Annotated in this window: 13 protein-coding genes; all 13 read left to right on the forward strand. The window is 68.5% G+C overall.

What is annotated here, in order from left to right:
• The first annotated feature begins 38 nt into the window (after window positions 1-38).
• The 13 genes from ABFT43_RS14490 (at window position 39) to ABFT43_RS14550 (ending at window position 17594) form a co-directional block, all read left to right on the forward strand.
• Complete coding sequence (locus tag ABFT43_RS14490) at window positions 39-593, forward strand: NuoB/complex I 20 kDa subunit family protein (protein ID WP_347961056.1); 555 nt, start codon at window positions 39-41, stop codon at window positions 591-593.
• Window positions 590-1312 (forward strand): NADH-quinone oxidoreductase subunit C, encoded by a 723-nt coding sequence (locus ABFT43_RS14495; protein ID WP_347961057.1) that lies wholly within the window; start codon window positions 590-592, stop codon window positions 1310-1312. The genes ABFT43_RS14490 and ABFT43_RS14495 overlap by 4 nt, the downstream gene beginning before the upstream one ends.
• Window positions 1312-2703, forward strand: a complete 1392-nt coding sequence (nuoD, locus tag ABFT43_RS14500) for an NADH dehydrogenase (quinone) subunit D (RefSeq protein ID WP_347961058.1) — start codon at window positions 1312-1314, stop codon at window positions 2701-2703. Before ABFT43_RS14495 ends, nuoD begins: the two co-directional genes overlap by 1 nt.
• Window positions 2700-4751, forward strand: a complete 2052-nt coding sequence (nuoF, locus tag ABFT43_RS14505; protein ID WP_347961059.1) for an NADH-quinone oxidoreductase subunit NuoF — start codon at window positions 2700-2702, stop codon at window positions 4749-4751. Before nuoD ends, nuoF begins: the two co-directional genes overlap by 4 nt.
• The gene (locus ABFT43_RS14510; RefSeq protein ID WP_347961060.1) at window positions 4748-7159 is read left to right on the forward strand and encodes an NADH-quinone oxidoreductase subunit G; all 2412 of its coding nucleotides are present in this window, start codon (window positions 4748-4750) and stop codon (window positions 7157-7159) included. Before nuoF ends, ABFT43_RS14510 begins: the two co-directional genes overlap by 4 nt.
• Window positions 7156-8514, forward strand: a complete 1359-nt coding sequence (nuoH, locus tag ABFT43_RS14515) for an NADH-quinone oxidoreductase subunit NuoH (protein ID WP_347961061.1) — start codon at window positions 7156-7158, stop codon at window positions 8512-8514. Before ABFT43_RS14510 ends, nuoH begins: the two co-directional genes overlap by 4 nt.
• Entirely contained in the window at window positions 8507-9109 is a 603-nt protein-coding gene (nuoI, locus tag ABFT43_RS14520) for an NADH-quinone oxidoreductase subunit NuoI (protein WP_347961062.1), read from the forward strand. Before nuoH ends, nuoI begins: the two co-directional genes overlap by 8 nt.
• Window positions 9106-9918 (forward strand): NADH-quinone oxidoreductase subunit J, encoded by an 813-nt coding sequence (locus tag ABFT43_RS14525; RefSeq protein ID WP_347961063.1) that lies wholly within the window; start codon window positions 9106-9108, stop codon window positions 9916-9918. Before nuoI ends, ABFT43_RS14525 begins: the two co-directional genes overlap by 4 nt.
• Window positions 9915-10214 carry an NADH-quinone oxidoreductase subunit NuoK gene (gene nuoK / locus ABFT43_RS14530; protein WP_347961064.1) on the forward strand — a complete coding sequence of 100 codons (300 nt, stop codon included), beginning with the start codon at window positions 9915-9917 and terminating at the stop codon, window positions 10212-10214. The genes ABFT43_RS14525 and nuoK overlap by 4 nt, the downstream gene beginning before the upstream one ends.
• 10 nt (window positions 10215-10224) lie before the next feature.
• On the forward strand, window positions 10225-12144 hold the full coding sequence (gene nuoL / locus ABFT43_RS14535; protein WP_347961065.1) for an NADH-quinone oxidoreductase subunit L: 1920 nt from the start codon (window positions 10225-10227) through the stop codon (window positions 12142-12144).
• Complete coding sequence (locus tag ABFT43_RS14540) at window positions 12141-13784, forward strand: NADH-quinone oxidoreductase subunit M (protein ID WP_347961066.1); 1644 nt, start codon at window positions 12141-12143, stop codon at window positions 13782-13784. Before nuoL ends, ABFT43_RS14540 begins: the two co-directional genes overlap by 4 nt.
• Entirely contained in the window at window positions 13781-15559 is a 1779-nt protein-coding gene (nuoN, locus tag ABFT43_RS14545) for an NADH-quinone oxidoreductase subunit NuoN (protein ID WP_347961067.1), read from the forward strand. The genes ABFT43_RS14540 and nuoN overlap by 4 nt, the downstream gene beginning before the upstream one ends.
• A gap of 289 nt (window positions 15560-15848) precedes the next feature.
• A complete protein-coding gene (locus ABFT43_RS14550) occupies window positions 15849-17594 on the forward strand; it encodes a penicillin-binding transpeptidase domain-containing protein (protein ID WP_347961243.1) in 1746 nt (581 codons plus the stop codon).
• The last annotated feature ends 8 nt before the right edge of the window (window positions 17595-17602 follow it).

Here is a 17602-nt window from a genome sequence, read left to right on the forward strand (position 1 = left end):
GACTTTTCGCCAGATCACGACTGCACCAGGAGGTCAGGATGGGACTCGAGGAGAGACTCCCGAGCGGTTTCCTGCTGAGCACTGTCGAGGAGCTGGCGGGCTTCATGCGCAAGGGCTCGCTGTGGCCCGCGACATTCGGACTCGCCTGCTGCGCAATCGAGATGATGTCGACGACGTCGGGCCGCTACGACCTCGCACGCTTCGGGATGGAGGCCTTCCGCGCCTCCCCGCGACAGGCCGACCTGATGATCGTCGCCGGCCGCGTCAGCCAGAAGATGGCGCCGGTGCTCCGCCAGATCCACGACCAGATGGTCGAGCCCAAATGGGTGTTGGCGATGGGTGTTTGCGCCTCGTCGGGCGGGATGTTCAACAACTACGCGATCGTCCAGGGCGTCGACCACGTGGTCCCGGTCGACATCTACCTGCCCGGCTGCCCGCCGCGGCCCGAGATGCTGCTCAACGCGATCCTGAAGCTCCACGAGAAGATCCAGGAGATGCCGCTCGGGGTCAACCGCGAGGAGGCGATCTGGGCGGCCGAACGGGCCGCGCTGGAGGCGACGCCGACCATCGAGATGAAGGGTCTGCTGCGGTGAATCCCGAACACGTCGACCCCGATCCCCGGCCACCCGGGTCACGCGCCCCGGAGGGGCGGCCACCCGATCCGGAGGTGATCGGCGTCCGGCACGGACTGTTCGGCGCGCCGGGCACCGGGGACACGTCGGGCTACGGCGGTCTAGTCGCGCCGATCACCCTGCCGCCGAGTTCGTCTCGGCCCTACGGCGGGTACTTCGACGAGGTTGCCGATGTGCTGGAGCGCGAACTCGGCGAGGACTTCGACGCCGCCGTGGAGAAGATCGTGATCTTCCGCGACGAGATGACGATCCACGTGCGGCGTGAACACCTGCCGACAGTCGCTCTCACCCTTCGGAATTGCCCGGACCTGCGCTTCGAGCTGTGTCTCGGCGTCAACGGCGTGCACTACCCGGCTGATCCCGGACGCGAACTGCACGCGGTCTATCCCCTGGCCTCCCTGACCCACAACCGGCGGGTGCGCCTGGAGGTGTCGGCCCCCGACACCGATCCCCACATCCCCAGCATCTGCGACATCTACCCCACCAACGACTGGCACGAGCGCGAGACCTACGACTTCTTCGGGATCGTCTTCGACGGTCACCGCTCGCTCACCCGGATCGAGATGCCCGACGACTGGGACGGCCACCCCCAGCGCAAGGACTATCCACTCGGCGGAGTGCCGGTCGAGTACAAGGGAACCCGCGTCGACCCACCAGACCGGAGGAGGTCGTACAGCTGATGCCCGACACCGTCACCGGCCCCGGCAGCACCGGGCCGTCCCGCGCCGCACCCGCGAACGGCGTCGACGTGCCCGACCAGGACGTGAAACCGACTCGTACATACACGGTTTCCGGACAGGACTGGGATTCCATCGTCTCCGACGTACGCTCACGCGCCGAACAGCAGCCCGGCGACGAACGCATCGTCGTCAACATGGGACCCCAGCATCCCTCGACGCACGGCGTGCTGCGCCTGATCCTCGAGATCGAGGGCGAGACGGTCACCGAGGCCCGATGCGGAATCGGGTACCTGCACACCGGGATCGAGAAGAACCTCGAATACCGCAACTGGACGCAGGGCGTCACCTTCGTGACCCGGATGGACTACCTGTCGCCGTTCTTCAACGAGACCGCCTACTGCCTGGGCGTGGAGAAGCTCCTCGGCATCACCGACGAGATCCCGGAGCGCGCGTCGGTGATCCGCGTGATGCTGATGGAGCTCAACCGCATCAGCAGCCACCTCGTGGCCCTTGCCACGGGCGGTATGGAACTCGGCGCGGTCACCGCGATGTTCCTCGGTTTCCGCGAACGCGAACTGATCCTGGACCTGTTCGAGATGATCACCGGCCTGCGGATGAACCACGCGTACATCCGGCCCGGCGGTGTCGCACAGGATCTACCGCCGGACGCCCCGGAGCAGATCGCCAAGGTGATCGACCAACTGCCCGGCCGACTGCAGGAACTCTCGGACCTGCTGACCGACAACCACATCTGGAAGGCCCGCACCCAGAGCGTCGGCTACCTCGATCTGACCGGCTGCATGGCGCTCGGCGTCACCGGACCGGTGCTGCGATCCACCGGTTACCCGCACGACCTGCGGAAGTCGCAGCCGTACTGCGGATACGAGAACTACGAGTTCGACGTCATCACCGCCGACACGTGTGATTCGTACGGCCGCTACCTGATCCGTGTGAGGGAGATGCAGGAGTCCATCCGCATCGTCCGGCAGTGCCTAGACCGGCTGAAGCCGGGACCGGTGATGATCGCCGACCGCAAGCTCGCCTGGCCCGCCGACCTCGCGCTCGGCCCGGACGGCCTGGGCAACTCGCCCGAGCACATCGCCGAGATCATGGGCACCTCGATGGAGGCCCTGATCCACCACTTCAAGCTGGTCACCGAGGGCATGCGCGTGCCGGCCGGCCAGGTGTACGTCGCGGTCGAATCGCCGCGCGGTGAACTCGGCGTCCACATGATCAGCGACGGCGGCACGCGACCGTACCGCGTCCACTTCCGCGACCCGTCGTTCACGAACCTGCAGGCGGTGGCGGCGATGTGCGAGGGCGGCATGGTCGCCGACGTGATCACCGCCGTCGCCAGTCTCGACCCGGTGATGGGAGGCGTGGACCGATGACCGATCCCGTGTTCGTGGACCTGTCGACCTCTCCCCCGCCGGAGCCGACGCCGCCGTCGCCCTGTGCCCCGGCGCCCACCATCACGTTCGGCGGCCCGGAGCGGTACCCGGCCGAGGTGACCGAGCGGCTCTCCGCGCAGGCCGCGTCGATCATCGCGCGCTACCCGCAGGCCCGCTCGGCGCTGCTGCCGCTGCTCCACCTGGTCCAGTCCGAGGACGGGTACATCACGCGGGCGGGCGTCGAATTCTGTGCGGCGCAACTGGATCTGACGCCCGCCCAGGTCGCGTCGGTCGCGACCTTCTACTCGATGTTCCGGCGCACGCCGACCGGCGACTACCTCATCGGCGTGTGCACCAACACCTTGTGCGCCACACTCGGCGGTGACGAGATCCTCCGCACCGTCTGCGACCACCTCGGCGTGCAGCCGGGCGAGACCACCCCTGACGGCCGCATCACGGTCGAGCACGTGGAATGCAATGCCGCCTGCGATTTCGCGCCGGTGGTGATGGTGAACTGGGAGTTCTTCGACAACCAGACCCCCGAGTCCACCGTCGAGCTCGTCGAGGACCTGCGTGCCGGCGTCGGTGTCGAACCCACGCGCGGCACCGGACGGCTGTGCACGTTCCGGCAGACGGCTCGCGAGCTGGCGGGGACGACCGACGCACCGCCGGTGACCGTCCCCGAACCGCCGTCGGCGATCGTCGAGGACGAACCGCCCGAAGCGCCCGTCCTCTCGCGCCACTGGCACGAACCCGAGTCCTGGACCCTGGACAACTATCTGCGGCACAACGGGTACCGCGCGCTGAAGACCGCGCTGGCCACCCCGCCCGACGACATCATCGAGATGGTGAAGGCCTCGGGCCTCCGGGGACGCGGGGGCGCGGGGTTCCCGGTCGGCATGAAGTGGTCGTTCATCCCGCAGCAGAAACCGTCGGACCCCGGCCCCGCGGCACCCCACTACCTCGTGGTCAACGCCGACGAATCCGAGCCCGGCACCTGCAAGGACATGCCCTTGATGCTCGCCTCGCCGCACTCGCTGGTCGAGGGGATCGTCATCGCGGCATATGCGATCCGGGCCCATCACGCGTTCATCTACCTGCGCGGTGAGGTCGCCTCGGTGTTGCGACGTCTGCGCACCGCGGTCGAGGAGGCCTATGCCGCGGGTTTTCTGGGCAAGGACATCCTCGGTTCCGGCTTCGACCTCGACCTCGTCGTCCATGCCGGCGCCGGCGCCTACATCTGCGGCGAGGAGACCGCGCTCCTCGACTCGCTCGAGGGTCGTCGCGGACAACCGCGGCTGCGACCGCCGTTCCCGGCGGTCGCGGGCCTGTACGCGAGCCCGACCGTGGTGAACAACGTCGAATCCATCGCGAGCGTCCCGCCGATCATCCGCAATGGTGTGGAGTGGTTCCGGTCGTTCGGCACCGAGAGGTCACCGGGATTCACGCTGTACTCGCTGTCCGGGCACGTCGCCCATCCCGGTCAGTACGAGGCGCCGCTGGGCATCACGCTGCGGCAGCTCCTGGAACGCGCGGGCGGCGTCCGCACCGGTCACCGGCTCAAGTTCTGGACGCCGGGCGGGTCGTCGACTCCGCTGCTGACGCCCGAACATCTCGACGTCCCACTGGATTACGAAGGAGTGGGCGAGGCCGGGTCGATGCTGGGCACCAAGGCGTTGCAGATCTTCGACGAGACGACGTGCGTGGTCGGCGCTGTCCTGCGGTGGACGCAGTTCTACGCGCACGAGTCCTGCGGCAAGTGCACGCCCTGCCGCGAGGGCACGTACTGGCTCGTGCAACTCCTCGACCGTCTCGAGCACGAGGGTGGGACCGCTGCGGATCTCGACACCCTCGCCGACGTCACCAACACCGTCGTCGGGAAGTCGTTCTGCGCACTCGGCGACGGCGCGGGCAGCCCGATCGTGTCCTCGCTCGAGTACTTCCGCGACGAGTATCTCGCACACCTCGACCACGGGTGCCCGTTCGACCACTCGCTGTCGACCGTCTTCGGTCCGGGACAGTCCACTGCGGCGGGAGGTGCCCGATGACCCTCACCCACGGCAGCGACCCCGCCACGGTGGCCGACGATCTCGTCGGCATCACCATCGACGGCCATGAGGTCCGGGTCCCCAAGGGCACCTTGGTGATCCGGGCGGCCGAACAGATCGGCATCACGATCCCCCGGTTCTGCGACCACCCCCTCCTCGATCCCGTCGGCGCCTGCCGCCAGTGCCTGGTCGAGGTGGAGGGTCAGCGCAAGCCCCTCGCCTCGTGCACGACCGTCGCCACCGAGGGAATGGTGGTGCACACCCAACTCAGCTCGCAGGTCGCCGCCGACGCACAGCGCGGCGTGATGGAACTGCTGCTCATCAACCATCCGCTCGACTGCCCGGTGTGCGACAAGGGCGGCGAGTGCCCGCTGCAGAACCAGGCGATGTCGACCGGTCGCGCCGAGTCCCGGTTCGACGGCGTCAAACGCACGTTCACCAAGCCGGTGCCCCTGTCGTCGGAGGTGCTGCTGGATCGCGAACGCTGCGTGCTCTGCGCCCGGTGCACCCGATTCGCCACCCAGGTGGCCGGTGATCCACTCGTCGAACTCGCCGATCGTGGTGCGCTGCAACAGGTCAGCGCCTATCAGGACGAACCCTTCGACTCGTACTTCTCCGGGAACACCGTGCAGATCTGCCCGGTGGGCGCGCTGACCGGAGCCCAGTACCGGTTCCGGGCACGTCCCTTCGATCTGATCTCGACGCCGAGCGTGTGCGAGCACTGCGCGAGCGGTTGCGCGCAGCGCACCGACCATCGCCGCGGAAAGGTGATGCGGCGTCTGGCCGGTGACGATCCCGAGGTCAATTCGGAGTGGAACTGCGACAAGGGGCGCTGGGCCTTCGCCTACGCCACCGCCGCCGACCGGATCACCACCCCGCTGGTGCTCGACCGGCACGGCGAACTGCGTGAGGCCTCCTGGGCCGATGCGATCAGGGCCGCCGCGCAGGGACTCTCCGCGGCGGTCGGCAACGCGGGCGTGCTCACCGGCGGCCGGCTGACCGTCGAGGACGCCTACGCCTATTCGCGCTTCGCCCGCACGGTGTTGCGCACCGACGACATCGACTTCCGCGCCCGGGTGCACAGCTCGGAGGAGGCCGACTTCCTCGCCGCACGCGTCGCCGGCCGCGGACTGGAGACCACCTACGACGACCTGTCGGCCGCGCCCGCGGTGCTGCTCGCCGGTTTCGAACCCGAGGAGGAGTCGCCGATCGTCTTCCTGCGGTTGCGGCGCGCGGTGCGGACCAGTCGCCAGCAGGTGGCCACCGTCGCCCCCTACGTCAGCCGCGGTGCGCAGAAGCTCGACGCCCGGCTGTTCCCGGCCGTGCCCGGGACCGAGCGCGCGGTGCTGGGCTCCGCCGAGGTCACCCATCACCTGCGTGAGCCCGGCTCGGTCATCATCGTCGGCGAACGTCTCGCGGGCAGCCCCGGGGCACTCGCGGCCGCCGCCGATCTCGCCGACCGGACCGGGGCGCGCCTGGCGTGGATTCCGCGGCGTGCGGGGGAACGCGGCGCCCTCGAGACCGGCGCCCTCGCAGGCCTGCTGCCGGGCGGACGCCCGATCTCCGATCCGGAGGCCCGCGCCGCGGTGACGGCCGTGTGGGGCGGTGCGATCCCGACCCGCCGGGGGCGCGACACCGCCGGAATCCTCGACGCCGCGCGCTATCACGGGGCGTCGTTGCTCGTGGGCGGCGTCGACCTCGACGACCTGCCCGATCCCGCTTCCGCCGCGGAAGCCCTCGCGGCGTCGGAGTTCGTCGTCAGCCTCGAACAACGCCACTCGTCGGTGACGGCCCTCGCGGACGTCGTCTTCCCGGTCGCCGCACCGGTGGAGAAGGAGGGGACCTTCGTCGACTGGGAGGGCCGACCGCGCAGCTTCACGAGCGCTCTCACCGACACCGGCCACGTCCCCGACCACCGCGTGCTGGACGCCCTGGCCCGTCGGATGGGCGTCGAACTGCGGTGCGACGGCCCGCAGACCATCCACATGGACCTGCGTCGTATCGGGGCCTGGACCGGCGAGCGGCCGTCGATCTCGGCACACGATCGCGAGTTGCACACACCGGCATCCGGTCAGGCGGTGCTGGCAACGTGGCACATGCTGCTCGACCTCGGCCGCCTTCAGGACGGCGAACCATACCTGGCCGGCACCGCCCGCCGGCCGGTCGCCCGGATGTCGCCGGCCACCGCCGCCGAGGCCGGGGTCGCGGTCGACGGGCGGGTGCGCATCAGTACCGCCGACGGTGCGATCTCACTGCCGGTGGAACTCACGGACATGCCCGACCGGGTCGTGTGGGTACCCCAGAACTCCCCCGGATCGCGGGTCCACCCGGTTCTGCGGGCGCAGGCCGGTGACCTGGTGGCGCTGTCGCCCGCGTCGCCCGCCGACGTCGCCGGAGGTGAACGATGATCGCGCCGCACCCCGAGACCCTCTCGCTGGCCATCGACTATCCCGACCTCGCCGATTTCGGACACGACCCGATCTGGTTGGTGGTCTGCAAGGCGATCGCCGTTTTCGCCTTCCTGATCCTCAACCCGCTCGTCGCCATCCTTCTCGAGCGCAAGATCATGGCCCGCATGCAGACCCGCCTCGGCCCCAACCGGGTCGGGCCCCGCGGAATCCTGCAGAGCGTCGCCGACGGCGTGAAACTCGCGCTGAAGGAGGGGATCATCCCGACCGGCGTGGACAAGGTGATCTACGTGCTCGCGCCGATCATCGCGGTGGTACCGGCGGTCATGGCGTTCGCGGTCATCCCGTTCGGCCCGATGGTGTCGGTGTTCGGTCATCAGACCCCGCTGCAGCTCACCGATCTCCCGGTGGGCATCCTCTACGTCCTCGCCGTGACGTCGGTGGGGGTGTACGGCATCGTGCTCGCCGGCTGGTCGTCGGGCTCCACCTATCCCCTGCTCGGCGGCCTGCGGTCCACCGCGCAGGTGATCTCCTACGAGATCGCGATGGGCCTCACGTTCGCCGCGGTGTTCCTCGACGCCGGGACCATGTCGACGTCGGGAATCGTTGCCGCGCAGGAACACCACTGGTACTTCATGCTGCTGCTCCCGTCGTTCGTGATCTACGCGATCTCGATGGTCGGCGAGACCAACCGCGCCCCCTTCGACCTCCCCGAGGCGGAGGGCGAACTCGTCGGCGGATTCCACACCGAGTACTCGTCGCTGAAGTTCGCGATGTTCATGCTCGCGGAGTACATCAACATGGTCACCGTCTCCGCGCTGGCCACGACGATGTTCCTGGGCGGTTGGCAGGCCCCGTGGCCGCTGAGTGCGTTCGACTGGGCCAACTCCGGCTGGTGGCCGATCCTCTGGTTCACCCTCAAGGTCTGGGCGTTCATGTTCGTGTTCATCTGGCTCCGTACCAGCCTGCCCCGACTCCGCTACGACCAGTTCATGAACCTGGGCTGGAAGGTCCTCATCCCGGTCTCGCTGGCGTGGGTGATGGTGGTCGCGATCATCCGCATCTCGATCGGCGGCGACACGCTCGTCCGGGCCCTGGTCTCCGCCGCGGCAGGGCTGGTGGTGACCGGGCTGCTCTGGTACGCGATCCGGCGGATGATGCGGGTCCCCGACGAACCGGGGGCACCCGCCACCGACACCGCGGGACCCGGGCGGACCGAGCCGTTCGACCCAATGGCCGGAGGATTCCCCGTGCCGCCCATGCCGGGTCAGACGGTGGACCCGAAGGCGAGCGGGGTGGCCGCCACACCACCGATTGCCGAGAAGACGCCGAGCAGGGAGACCACCGATGCCTGATTTCCTCAAGCCGGTCAGCGGCTTCCGCGTCACCTTCGGCGGCATGTTCAAGCCGCCGATCACCGAGGAGTACCCCGAGGTGAAACGGCCGACCGCACCCCGGTACCACGGACGGCACCAGCTGAACCGGCATCCCGGCGGGCTCGAGAAGTGCATCGGTTGCGAGCTGTGCGCCTGGGCGTGCCCGGCCGACGCGATCTACGTCGAGGGCGCCGACAACACCCCCGACGAGCGGTATTCCCCCGGCGAGCGATACGGCCGGGTCTACCAGATCAACTACCTCCGCTGCATCGGCTGCGGACTGTGCATCGAGGCCTGCCCCACCCGCGCACTCACCATGACCAACGAGTACGAGATGGCCGACGACAACCGCGCCGACCTGATCTACGAGAAGGACCGGCTGCTCGCGCCGCTGCCGGCCGGCGTCGAACCGCCGCCACACGACATGGCACCCGGGTCGACGGAGGAGAACTACTACCGCGGTGAGATCACGCCCGACGGCCGCCTGGCGCCGCTCACCGAATCCCCGCGCGCCGCAACAGGCGCGCACGCAGCCCGACCCGGGTCCGGCGAAGTCGGGGGGCCGCGGGCATGACCGGATGGGACGTCACCGGCGGACTCACCCTGCTGGCCGAGGAAGCGGTGCGCACCTCGACCGGCGAGGCGATCCAGTTCTGGATCCTCGGTGTCGTCGCGGTGGCCGGGGCACTCGGCGTCGTGTTCGCCACGAAAGCTGTGTACTCGGCGTTCTTCCTGGCCACGACGATGATCGTGCTCGCGGCGTTCTACGTGGCGCAGGGCGCGCTGTTCCTGGGGGTCGTGCAGGTCGTCGTCTACACCGGCGCGGTGATGATGCTGTTCCTGTTCGTGCTCATGTTGATCGGCGTCGACTCCTCGGATTCGCTCCGGGAGACGTTGCGCGGCCAGCGGCCGGCGGCCGGCCTGATCGGTCTCGGTTTCGGCGTCCTGCTCATCGCCGGGATCGGCAACGCGACAGTCGCGGTCACCGCCGGATCCACCGCTCCGTATGCGCTGGCCGGCGACAGCAATTCGGCGATCGAATCGATCGCCGAGCTGGTGTTCGTGCGGTATCTGTGGGCGTTCGAACTGACCGGCGCCCTACTCATCGCCGCCACCCTCGGCGCGATGGTACTCGCGCACCGCGCCCGGTTCGGCACGAGGCCCACACAGAAAGAGCTGTCCCAGACCCGATTCCGCAGCGGCGTCAACCTCACCCCGCTGCCGAGTCCCGGGGTCTACGCGCGGCACAACGCGGTCGATGTCCCGGCACGGCTTCCCGACGGCAGTCCGTCGGATCTGTCGGTGAACTCGATCCTGGCCGCCCGCACGCTGCGTCGCCCGCGGAGCGCCCGCGCCGATTCGGTGAGGAGGCCGACGAAGTGAACCCGGAGAACTACCTCTATCTCTCCGCCCTGCTGTTCACGATCGGCGCCGCCGGTGTCCTGTTGCGCCGCAATGCGATCGTCGTGTTCATGTGCATCGAGCTCATGCTCAACGCCGCGAACCTCGCGTTCGTGACGTTTGCGCGGATGACCCAGTCGTTCGACGGTCAGGTGATCGCCTTCTTCACGATGGTCGTCGCGGCCGCGGAGGTCGTCGTCGGCCTCGCCATCATCACGATGATCTTCCGATCACGCCGGTCGGCGTCGGTCGACGACGCGGATCTGCTCAAGCGGTAGAGGAGGATTGGTGAACGCCGAACTGACCGCGTCACTGCTCTGGCTGGTTCCCGCACTCCCCCTCGCCGGCGCGGTGATCCTCCTGCTCGGCGGACACGCGACCGACCGCTGGGGCCACCTCCTCGGCTCGGCCACCGCAGTCGCGTCGTTCCTGGTCGGATTCGAGATGTTCGTCGGCATGGTGTCCCGATCCGCCGACGACCGCGGTGTCTCCGACACCTTGTTCAGCTGGGTCCCGGTCGGAGAACTGCAGGTGGACTTCGGTTTCCGGATCGATCAGCTGTCGATGTGCTTCGTCCTGCTGATCACGGGTGTCGGCGCGCTGATCCACATCTATTCGATCGGTTACATGGCCGAGGACCCGGACCGCCGGCGATTCTTCGCGTATCTCAACCTCTTTCTCGCCGCGATGCTGGTGCTGGTCATGGCGGACAACTATCTCGGCCTCTACCTCGGTTGGGAGGGGGTCGGTCTGGCGTCGTACCTGCTGATCGGGTTCTGGCAGTACAAGCCGTCGGCCGCGACCGCGGCGAAGAAGGCGTTCGTGGTCAATCGTATCGGCGACATCGGACTGGCCGCGGCGCTGATGATCATGTTCGCGACCTTCGGTTCGGTGTCGTTCACCGCGGTGTTCGACGGCGCCGCGGCAGCCGGCGAGACCACGCTCACCGCACTGGGTTTCATGTTCCTGCTCGCGGCCTGCGGCAAATCGGCACAGGTGCCGCTGCAGTCGTGGCTCGGCGACGCGATGGAGGGCCCCACCCCGGTGTCGGCGCTCATCCACGCGGCGACGATGGTGACCGCGGGCGTGTACCTGATCGTGCGGTCCGGCCCGGTGTTCGACCTGGCGCCGAACGCCCGGGTTGGTGTGGTCGTCGTCGGCGCGGTGACGCTCTTGTTCGGTGCGATCATCGGTTGCGCGAAGGACGACATCAAGAAGGCCCTGGCGGCGTCGACGATGAGCCAGATCGGTTACATGGTCCTCGCGGCCGGGCTCGGGCCCGCCGGTTACGCGTTCGCGATCCTGCACCTGCTGACGCACGGTTTCTTCAAGGCGGGCCTGTTCCTCGGCGCGGGGTCGGTGATGCACGGGATGGACGACGAGACCGACATGCGACGGTACGGCGGCCTGCGGAAGCTGATGCCGATCACGTTCGTCACCTTCGGCGTCGGCTATCTCGCGATCATCGGTGTCCCTCCGTTCGCGGGCTTCTACTCCAAGGACCACATCATCGAAGCGGCATTCGGGGAGGGCGGTGCCAAGGGTCTGATCCTCGGTGGTGCGGCGCTCCTCGGTGCGGGCATCACCGCGTTCTATATGACCCGGGTGATGCTGCTGACGTTCTTCGGGGAGAAACGCTGGCACGGCACCACCGGCGCCGACACCCCCGCCCCGCATCCACACGAGTCACCGCGGGTGATGACCTGGCCGATGGTCGTCATCGGGGTCGGTTCGGTCGCGTCGGGTGCGCTCCTCGCGATCGGCGGCACCCTCGAACACTGGCTGGCCCCGGTCGTCGGCGAGCACACCCCTCATCACCTGATGCCGGTGTGGGCGATGACGGTCGTCATCCTCGCCGTCGTCGCGGTCGGCGTCGCGATCGCCTACCGGCAGTATGCGGCCCGACCGGTGCCGGTGACCGCACCCGAGGACGTGTCCGTGCTGACCGTCGCCGCACGACGCGACCTCTACGGCGACGCGGTCAACGAGCAACTGCTGATGCGGCCGGGCCGGCGGGTCACCGCCGGGCTCGTCGCGGTGGAGTCCGACGGCGTCGACGGATTGACCACCGGTGTGGGTGAGGCGATCTCACGGGCGTCGCGTCGAGTACGAGGTTGGCAGAACGGATATGTGCGGTCCTACGCACTGTCCATGTTCGCGGGCACCGCGGTGATCCTTGCTCTCGTGATGGCGGTGAATGTGCTGTGAGCATCCCCTGGTTGACCATCCTCTGGCTCGTCCCCGCCATCGCGGCGGGGCTCGTGCTGACGATCCCGGCGAACCGGCCGATGGCCGCGAAGTGGTTCTCGCTGATGGTGAGCATGGCGGTCCTCGCGCTCGGGGCGGGCCTCGCCATCGGATTCGATCCGACCGGCGAGCGCTACCAGTTCGTCGAGGACATCAGCTGGATTCCCGCACTGGGTACCCGGTATTCGCTCGGCCTCGACGGCATCGGGCTGGTCCTGATCCTGTTGACCGCCGCGCTGTTGCCCCTGCTGTTGCTGGCCGGTTGGAACGACGCCGACACGTCCGGCTCGCTCGACCACGCCGGCGGACGGGCCCAGAAGAGCACGCACATCTACCTCGCGCTGTTCCTTGCGACCGAGGCGATGGTGCTGATGAGCTTCGTCGCCCTCGACATCCTGCTCTTCTACATCTTCTTCGAGGCCATGCTGATCCCGATGTACTTCCTCATCGGCGGTTTCGGCACGGGCCCCCGCCGGTCCGGTGCGGCGGTGAAGTTCCTGCTGTACAACCTGTTCGGCGGCCTGATCCTGCTCGCCGCGGTCATCGGACTCCACGTGGTGAGCGCGCGCAACGGCGTCGGCGGCGGAACGTTCGCGCTCACCGACATCGTCGCCGCGGTGTCGAGCGGGCAGATAGACGACACCACCGGACTCGCGAAGCTGCTGTTCCTCGGCTTCATGTTCGCGTTCGCGGTGAAAGCGCCGCTGTGGCCGCTGCATTCGTGGCTTCCCGACGCCGCGGTGGCCGCGACCCCCGCGTCGGCGGTGCTCATGATGGCGGTCATCGACAAGGTGGGCACGTTCGCGATGCTGCGGTTCTGCCTGCAGCTGTTTCCCGATGCGTCACGGTATTTCGCCCCGCTGGTCTGTGCGCTGGCCGTCATCGGCATCGTCTACGGCGCGATCCTCGCCATCGGCCAGACCGATGTCATGCGCCTGATCGCCTACACGTCGATCTCCCACTTCGGTTTCATCATCCTCGGCATCTTCGCGCTGACCGACCAGGGCCAGGCCGGATCGACGCTGTACATGGTCAACCACGGGATCTCCACCGCCGCACTGTTCCTCATCGCCGGGTTTCTGGTGTCGCGGCGTCGCAGCCGTCTCATCGCCGACTACGGCGGTGTCCAGAAGGTCGCGCCGGTACTTGCCGGTACGTTCCTGGTGGCCGGACTGGCCACGCTGTCGCTGCCCGGCCTGGCGCCGTTCATCAGCGAGTTCCTGGTACTGATCGGCACGTTCACGCGGTACCCGATCGCTGCGGTCGTCGCTTGTTCGGCGCTGGTGCTGTCCGCGATCTACATCCTGTGGACCTACCAGCGGATGATGGGCGGACCCGTCAGAGCCGAGGCCGGACGTCCATCGTCGATCCGCGATCTCGCGGGGCGCGAACTGGTCGTCGTGGTACCGCTGATCGCCCTGCTGATCGCGCTCGGCGTGTACCCGAAACCGATGCTGGACCTGATCGATCCGGCGGTGCAGAGCACGCTGACCACCGTCGGGGTGACCGCACCCGAACCTGCCGTGGCCGGTCCCGGTGCCGGGGAACACGGTGCCGGTGAGACCCACGCCCCCACCATCGACGCGGAGGGACACCGATGAGTTCCGTCCTCGCCCTCACCTCGACCTCCACGACGCCGTCGACGCTGGCCGCCATCGAGGCGCCCAGCGTCGAGTACGGCGCGCTGTCCCCGATGCTGATCGTGTTCGGGGCGGCCGTGATCGGTGTGCTGGTCGAGGCGTTCGCGCCCCGGCATCTGCGGTACCCGATCCAGTTGGGTCTCTCGCTCGGTGGTCTGGTCGTCGCCCTCGGCGCGCTCCTCGCGGTCGCGGTCGCCGAGACCGAGAACGGCGCGAACGGTCAACTCACCATGTCCGGCGCGGTGGTGATGGACCGGGTGACGTTGTACCTGCAGGGGCTGGTCCTGATCATCGGGGTCATCGCGGTCGGCTTCATGGGCGAGCGCCGACTCGAACGTGTGGTGGCGCCGGTGAGTCTGCGGCGGCTCGCCACTGCGCCCGTCGGCGACGACCGTTCCGGCAGAACGGGTTCCGGCGGCGTCGACGCGGACATGTTCACACCGTCGGGTGCGTCGGTGCCCAACACCGACGCCGAGTTCGAGGCGACCCGTGCCGGCGCCGTCACCACCGAGGTGTTCCCGCTCGCGTTGCTGGCCGTCGGCGGCATGATGCTGTTCCCGGCGTGCGGTGACCTGCTGACGATGTTCATCGCGCTGGAGGTCTTCTCGCTGCCGCTGTACCTGCTGTGCGGGCTGGCCCGGCGTCGTCGGTTGATCTCGCAGGAGGCCTCGCTCAAGTACTTCCTGCTCGGGGCGTTCTCGTCGGCGTTCTTCTTGTTCGGCTCCGCATTCGTCTACGGCGCCACGGGGTCGCTGAACCTGGCAACCATCGGGGCGTCGATCAACGAGGTGGCCGGGTTGGGCGGCGACACCACCCTCGCGCTCATCGGGCTGGCGATGCTGGCGGTCGGGTTGTTGTTCAAGGTCGGGGCGGTGCCGTTCCATTCGTGGATTCCCGACGTCTACCAGGGCGCCCCGACACCGGTGACCGCGTTCATGGCGTCGGCGACCAAGGTCGCGGCGTTCGGCGCCCTCCTGCGGGTGTTCTACGTCGGCTTCGGCGGGTTGAAGGACCAATGGGAGCCGGCGTTGTGGGCGGTCGCGATCGCGTCGATGGTCATCGCATCGGTGATGGCGGTGACGCAGAACGACGTCAAGCGGATGCTGGCCTACTCGTCGATCGCGCATGCCGGCTTCATCCTGTTGGGCCTCATCGCCTTCGACGACGCCGGGCTCGGCGCGACGCTGTTCTACCTCGCCGCGTATGCGTTCACGACGCTGGGCGCGTTCGCGATGGTCGCGGTCATCCGCGAACCCGACACCGACACAAACGTCTCGGCCCATGGCCCAGCGATCCTCGGCGCTTCGGCGCCGGTCCGCAATCCGCACCTGTCCGGGCGTGAGGCCACCGACCTCACCCAGTGGTCGGGTCTCGGACGCCGCTCCCCGCTGGTGGGTACCATGTTCGCGGTCTACCTGCTGTCCTTCGCCGGTATCCCGTTGACCAGCGGGTTCATCGCGAAGTTCGACGTCTTCGCCGCGGCCGCCGGAAACGGCGGCGGCGTGCTGGTGGTGATCGGTGTGATCAGCAGCGCGATCGCCGCCTACGTCTATATCCGGATCATCGTCGCGATGTTCTTCGACGACGTACCCGTCGACGGCGCCCCGCATGTGGTGAAGCCCAGCATCCTGACGATGACCGGGGTCGCGATCTGCACCCTGCTCACCGTCGTACTGGGCGTCTTCCCGCAGCCGGTGCTGGATCTGGCCGACGCTGCGGCGGCGTTTCTGCGGTGACGGCGCGCTGAGGATCAGGCTCTGCCCGTAGACCGCATCCGTCGCGCGGTCAGCACGGTCACGGGAAGACGGTGCGGATGGCGGGCGGTCGGTTCCTCGAGTGGCCCACCCGCCCACCAGCGGAGAACCGCAGAAACGGACGGCGTTGCGGAACCAACAGAAAATCCGTGCCACTCTGGAGACCGTGGATCTCACCAGGAACCCGCGAAACATCGTCCCCGGGCCCGAGAAAGACCACGTCGGGTTGACAAGAGGCCGCCTGAAGCGTCGGTGGCCGGCGGTCCTGAGCGTGCTCGTCTTGGCCATCGGCACCCTCTCGGGGTGTTCACTCTTCTCCGACTCGCCAGAGGACACACTGCGCTCGTTCGCGGAGAACCTGCAGAAGGGTGACGCCGCCGCGGCCGCGGAGCTCACCGACGACCCCGCAGCCGCCCGGGCCGCGATACAGTCCATGTTCGACGGCATGGGATCCACGCCGAAGCTGAGCGTCTCAGCCGACCTCGTCGACGACAAGCAGGTGACCGCCACGCTCGAACACCGCTGGCAGATCCGAGACGACACCGTCGAATACCAGACAGATGCAACGCTGGTGGACAGCGCCTCCGGCTGGCGCATCCGCTGGCGACCAGCGGTGCTGCACCGTCATCTCCGCGACGGCCAGACGTTCTCATACAGCGACGACCGCGCCTATCGCACACCGGTTCTCGACGTCCACGGACAGCCGCTGATGACCTGGCAGGCCGTCTCGCTCGTCGACCTCGATCGCGCACAGATCGGTTCGTCGGACGCGCTGGCCAGGGCGCTGCGCCCCGTCGAACCGGATATGACCGGTGCCGGGATCCGAAAGCTGTTCGACGGCAACGACGCGGCCAAGCAGAACGTGATCAGACTGCGGGAATCCGACTGGAAGCGCGTGCAACGCAACGTCCAGTCCATCCCGGGGGTGACCACATCCGAGCAGGGGGCCCTGCTCAGTGCGACGAAATCCCTTCATTCCCCGGCGATGTCGGGGCTCGAGGAGGTCTGGCGCCAAACCATCGACGCAACCGCGGGTTGGTCGGTGTTGCTGGTCGGCACCGACGGCTCCGCGGCACACCTCGTGGATTCGAAACAGCCCGACCCGACCCCGCCCGTGCGCACCTCGCTCGACCGCGACATCCAGACCCAGGCGCAGCGCGCCGTCGACACGGAGCGCAGGCCGGCGATGGTCGTCGCGATCGCACCGTCCACCGGCGGGATCGTCGCCGTGGCGCAGAACGACGCCGCCGACAAGTCGGGGCCCGTCTCGCTCAGCGGGCTCTATCCGCCCGGATCGACCTTCAAGACGGTGACCACCGCCGCCGCGCTCGCCGACGGGGTCGTGCAACCCACGTCGCAGGTGCCGTGCCCCGGTCGCACGACGATCGAGGGCCGCACGATCCCCAACGAGGACTCCTTCGATCTCGGAACAGTGCCACTCGCAACTGCTTTCGCCCGATCCTGCAACACCTCGATGGGCGCACTGGCCAACAAGCTGCCCGAGGACGCGCTGACGGACATGGCACGCCGGTTCGGCATCGGCGCCGACTACGACGTCCCCGGCCTCACGACGGTGACCGGCAGGGTTCCCGTCGCCGATTCCCCGGCTCTGCGCGTCGAGAACGGCATCGGCCAGGGCACGGTGACGGTCAGTCCGTTCGGCCTGGCGCTGGCCGAGGCGAGCCTGGCGCGCGGCGAGACCGTGACGCCCGTGCTCGTCGACGGCCGGAAGACCACCGGTGATGTCGCTCCGCAGGGGATTCCCGCAACGGTCACCGGACCGCTGCGAGAGATGATGCGTGACACCGTCACCCGGGGAACAGCGACCGCGCTCCGCGACGTCCCGGGCCTCGGCGGCAAGACCGGAACCGCCGAGTACGGCGACAACAAGAACCCGCACGGCTGGTTCGCCGGCATCGTCGGCGACCTCGCGTTCGCGACGCTGGTCGTGGGAGGCGGATCGTCGGCACCGGCCGTGGGCGTCACCGGGGAGTTCCTGCGACCGCTCGGGAACTAGATGCACGC

This window comes from Gordonia aurantiaca, assembly GCF_039939235.1.
Lineage (GTDB): Bacteria > Actinomycetota > Actinomycetes > Mycobacteriales > Mycobacteriaceae > Gordonia.

What these genes read in the sequence shown, in the direction of transcription:
- nuoN (WP_347961067.1), top strand. Translation starts at nt 13,781, where the DNA reads ATGAGTTCCGTCCTCGCCCTCACCTCGACCTCCACGACGCCGTCGACG.
- nuoI (WP_347961062.1), top strand. Translation starts at nt 8,507, where the DNA reads ATGCCTGATTTCCTCAAGCCGGTCAGCGGCTTCCGCGTCACCTTCGGC.
- nuoH (WP_347961061.1), top strand. Translation starts at nt 7,156, where the DNA reads ATGATCGCGCCGCACCCCGAGACCCTCTCGCTGGCCATCGACTATCCC.
- ABFT43_RS14510 (WP_347961060.1), top strand. Translation starts at nt 4,748, where the DNA reads ATGACCCTCACCCACGGCAGCGACCCCGCCACGGTGGCCGACGATCTC.
- nuoD (WP_347961058.1), top strand. Translation starts at nt 1,312, where the DNA reads ATGCCCGACACCGTCACCGGCCCCGGCAGCACCGGGCCGTCCCGCGCC.
- ABFT43_RS14525 (WP_347961063.1), top strand. Translation starts at nt 9,106, where the DNA reads ATGACCGGATGGGACGTCACCGGCGGACTCACCCTGCTGGCCGAGGAA.
- ABFT43_RS14490 (WP_347961056.1), top strand. Translation starts at nt 39, where the DNA reads ATGGGACTCGAGGAGAGACTCCCGAGCGGTTTCCTGCTGAGCACTGTC.
- nuoF (WP_347961059.1), top strand. Translation starts at nt 2,700, where the DNA reads ATGACCGATCCCGTGTTCGTGGACCTGTCGACCTCTCCCCCGCCGGAG.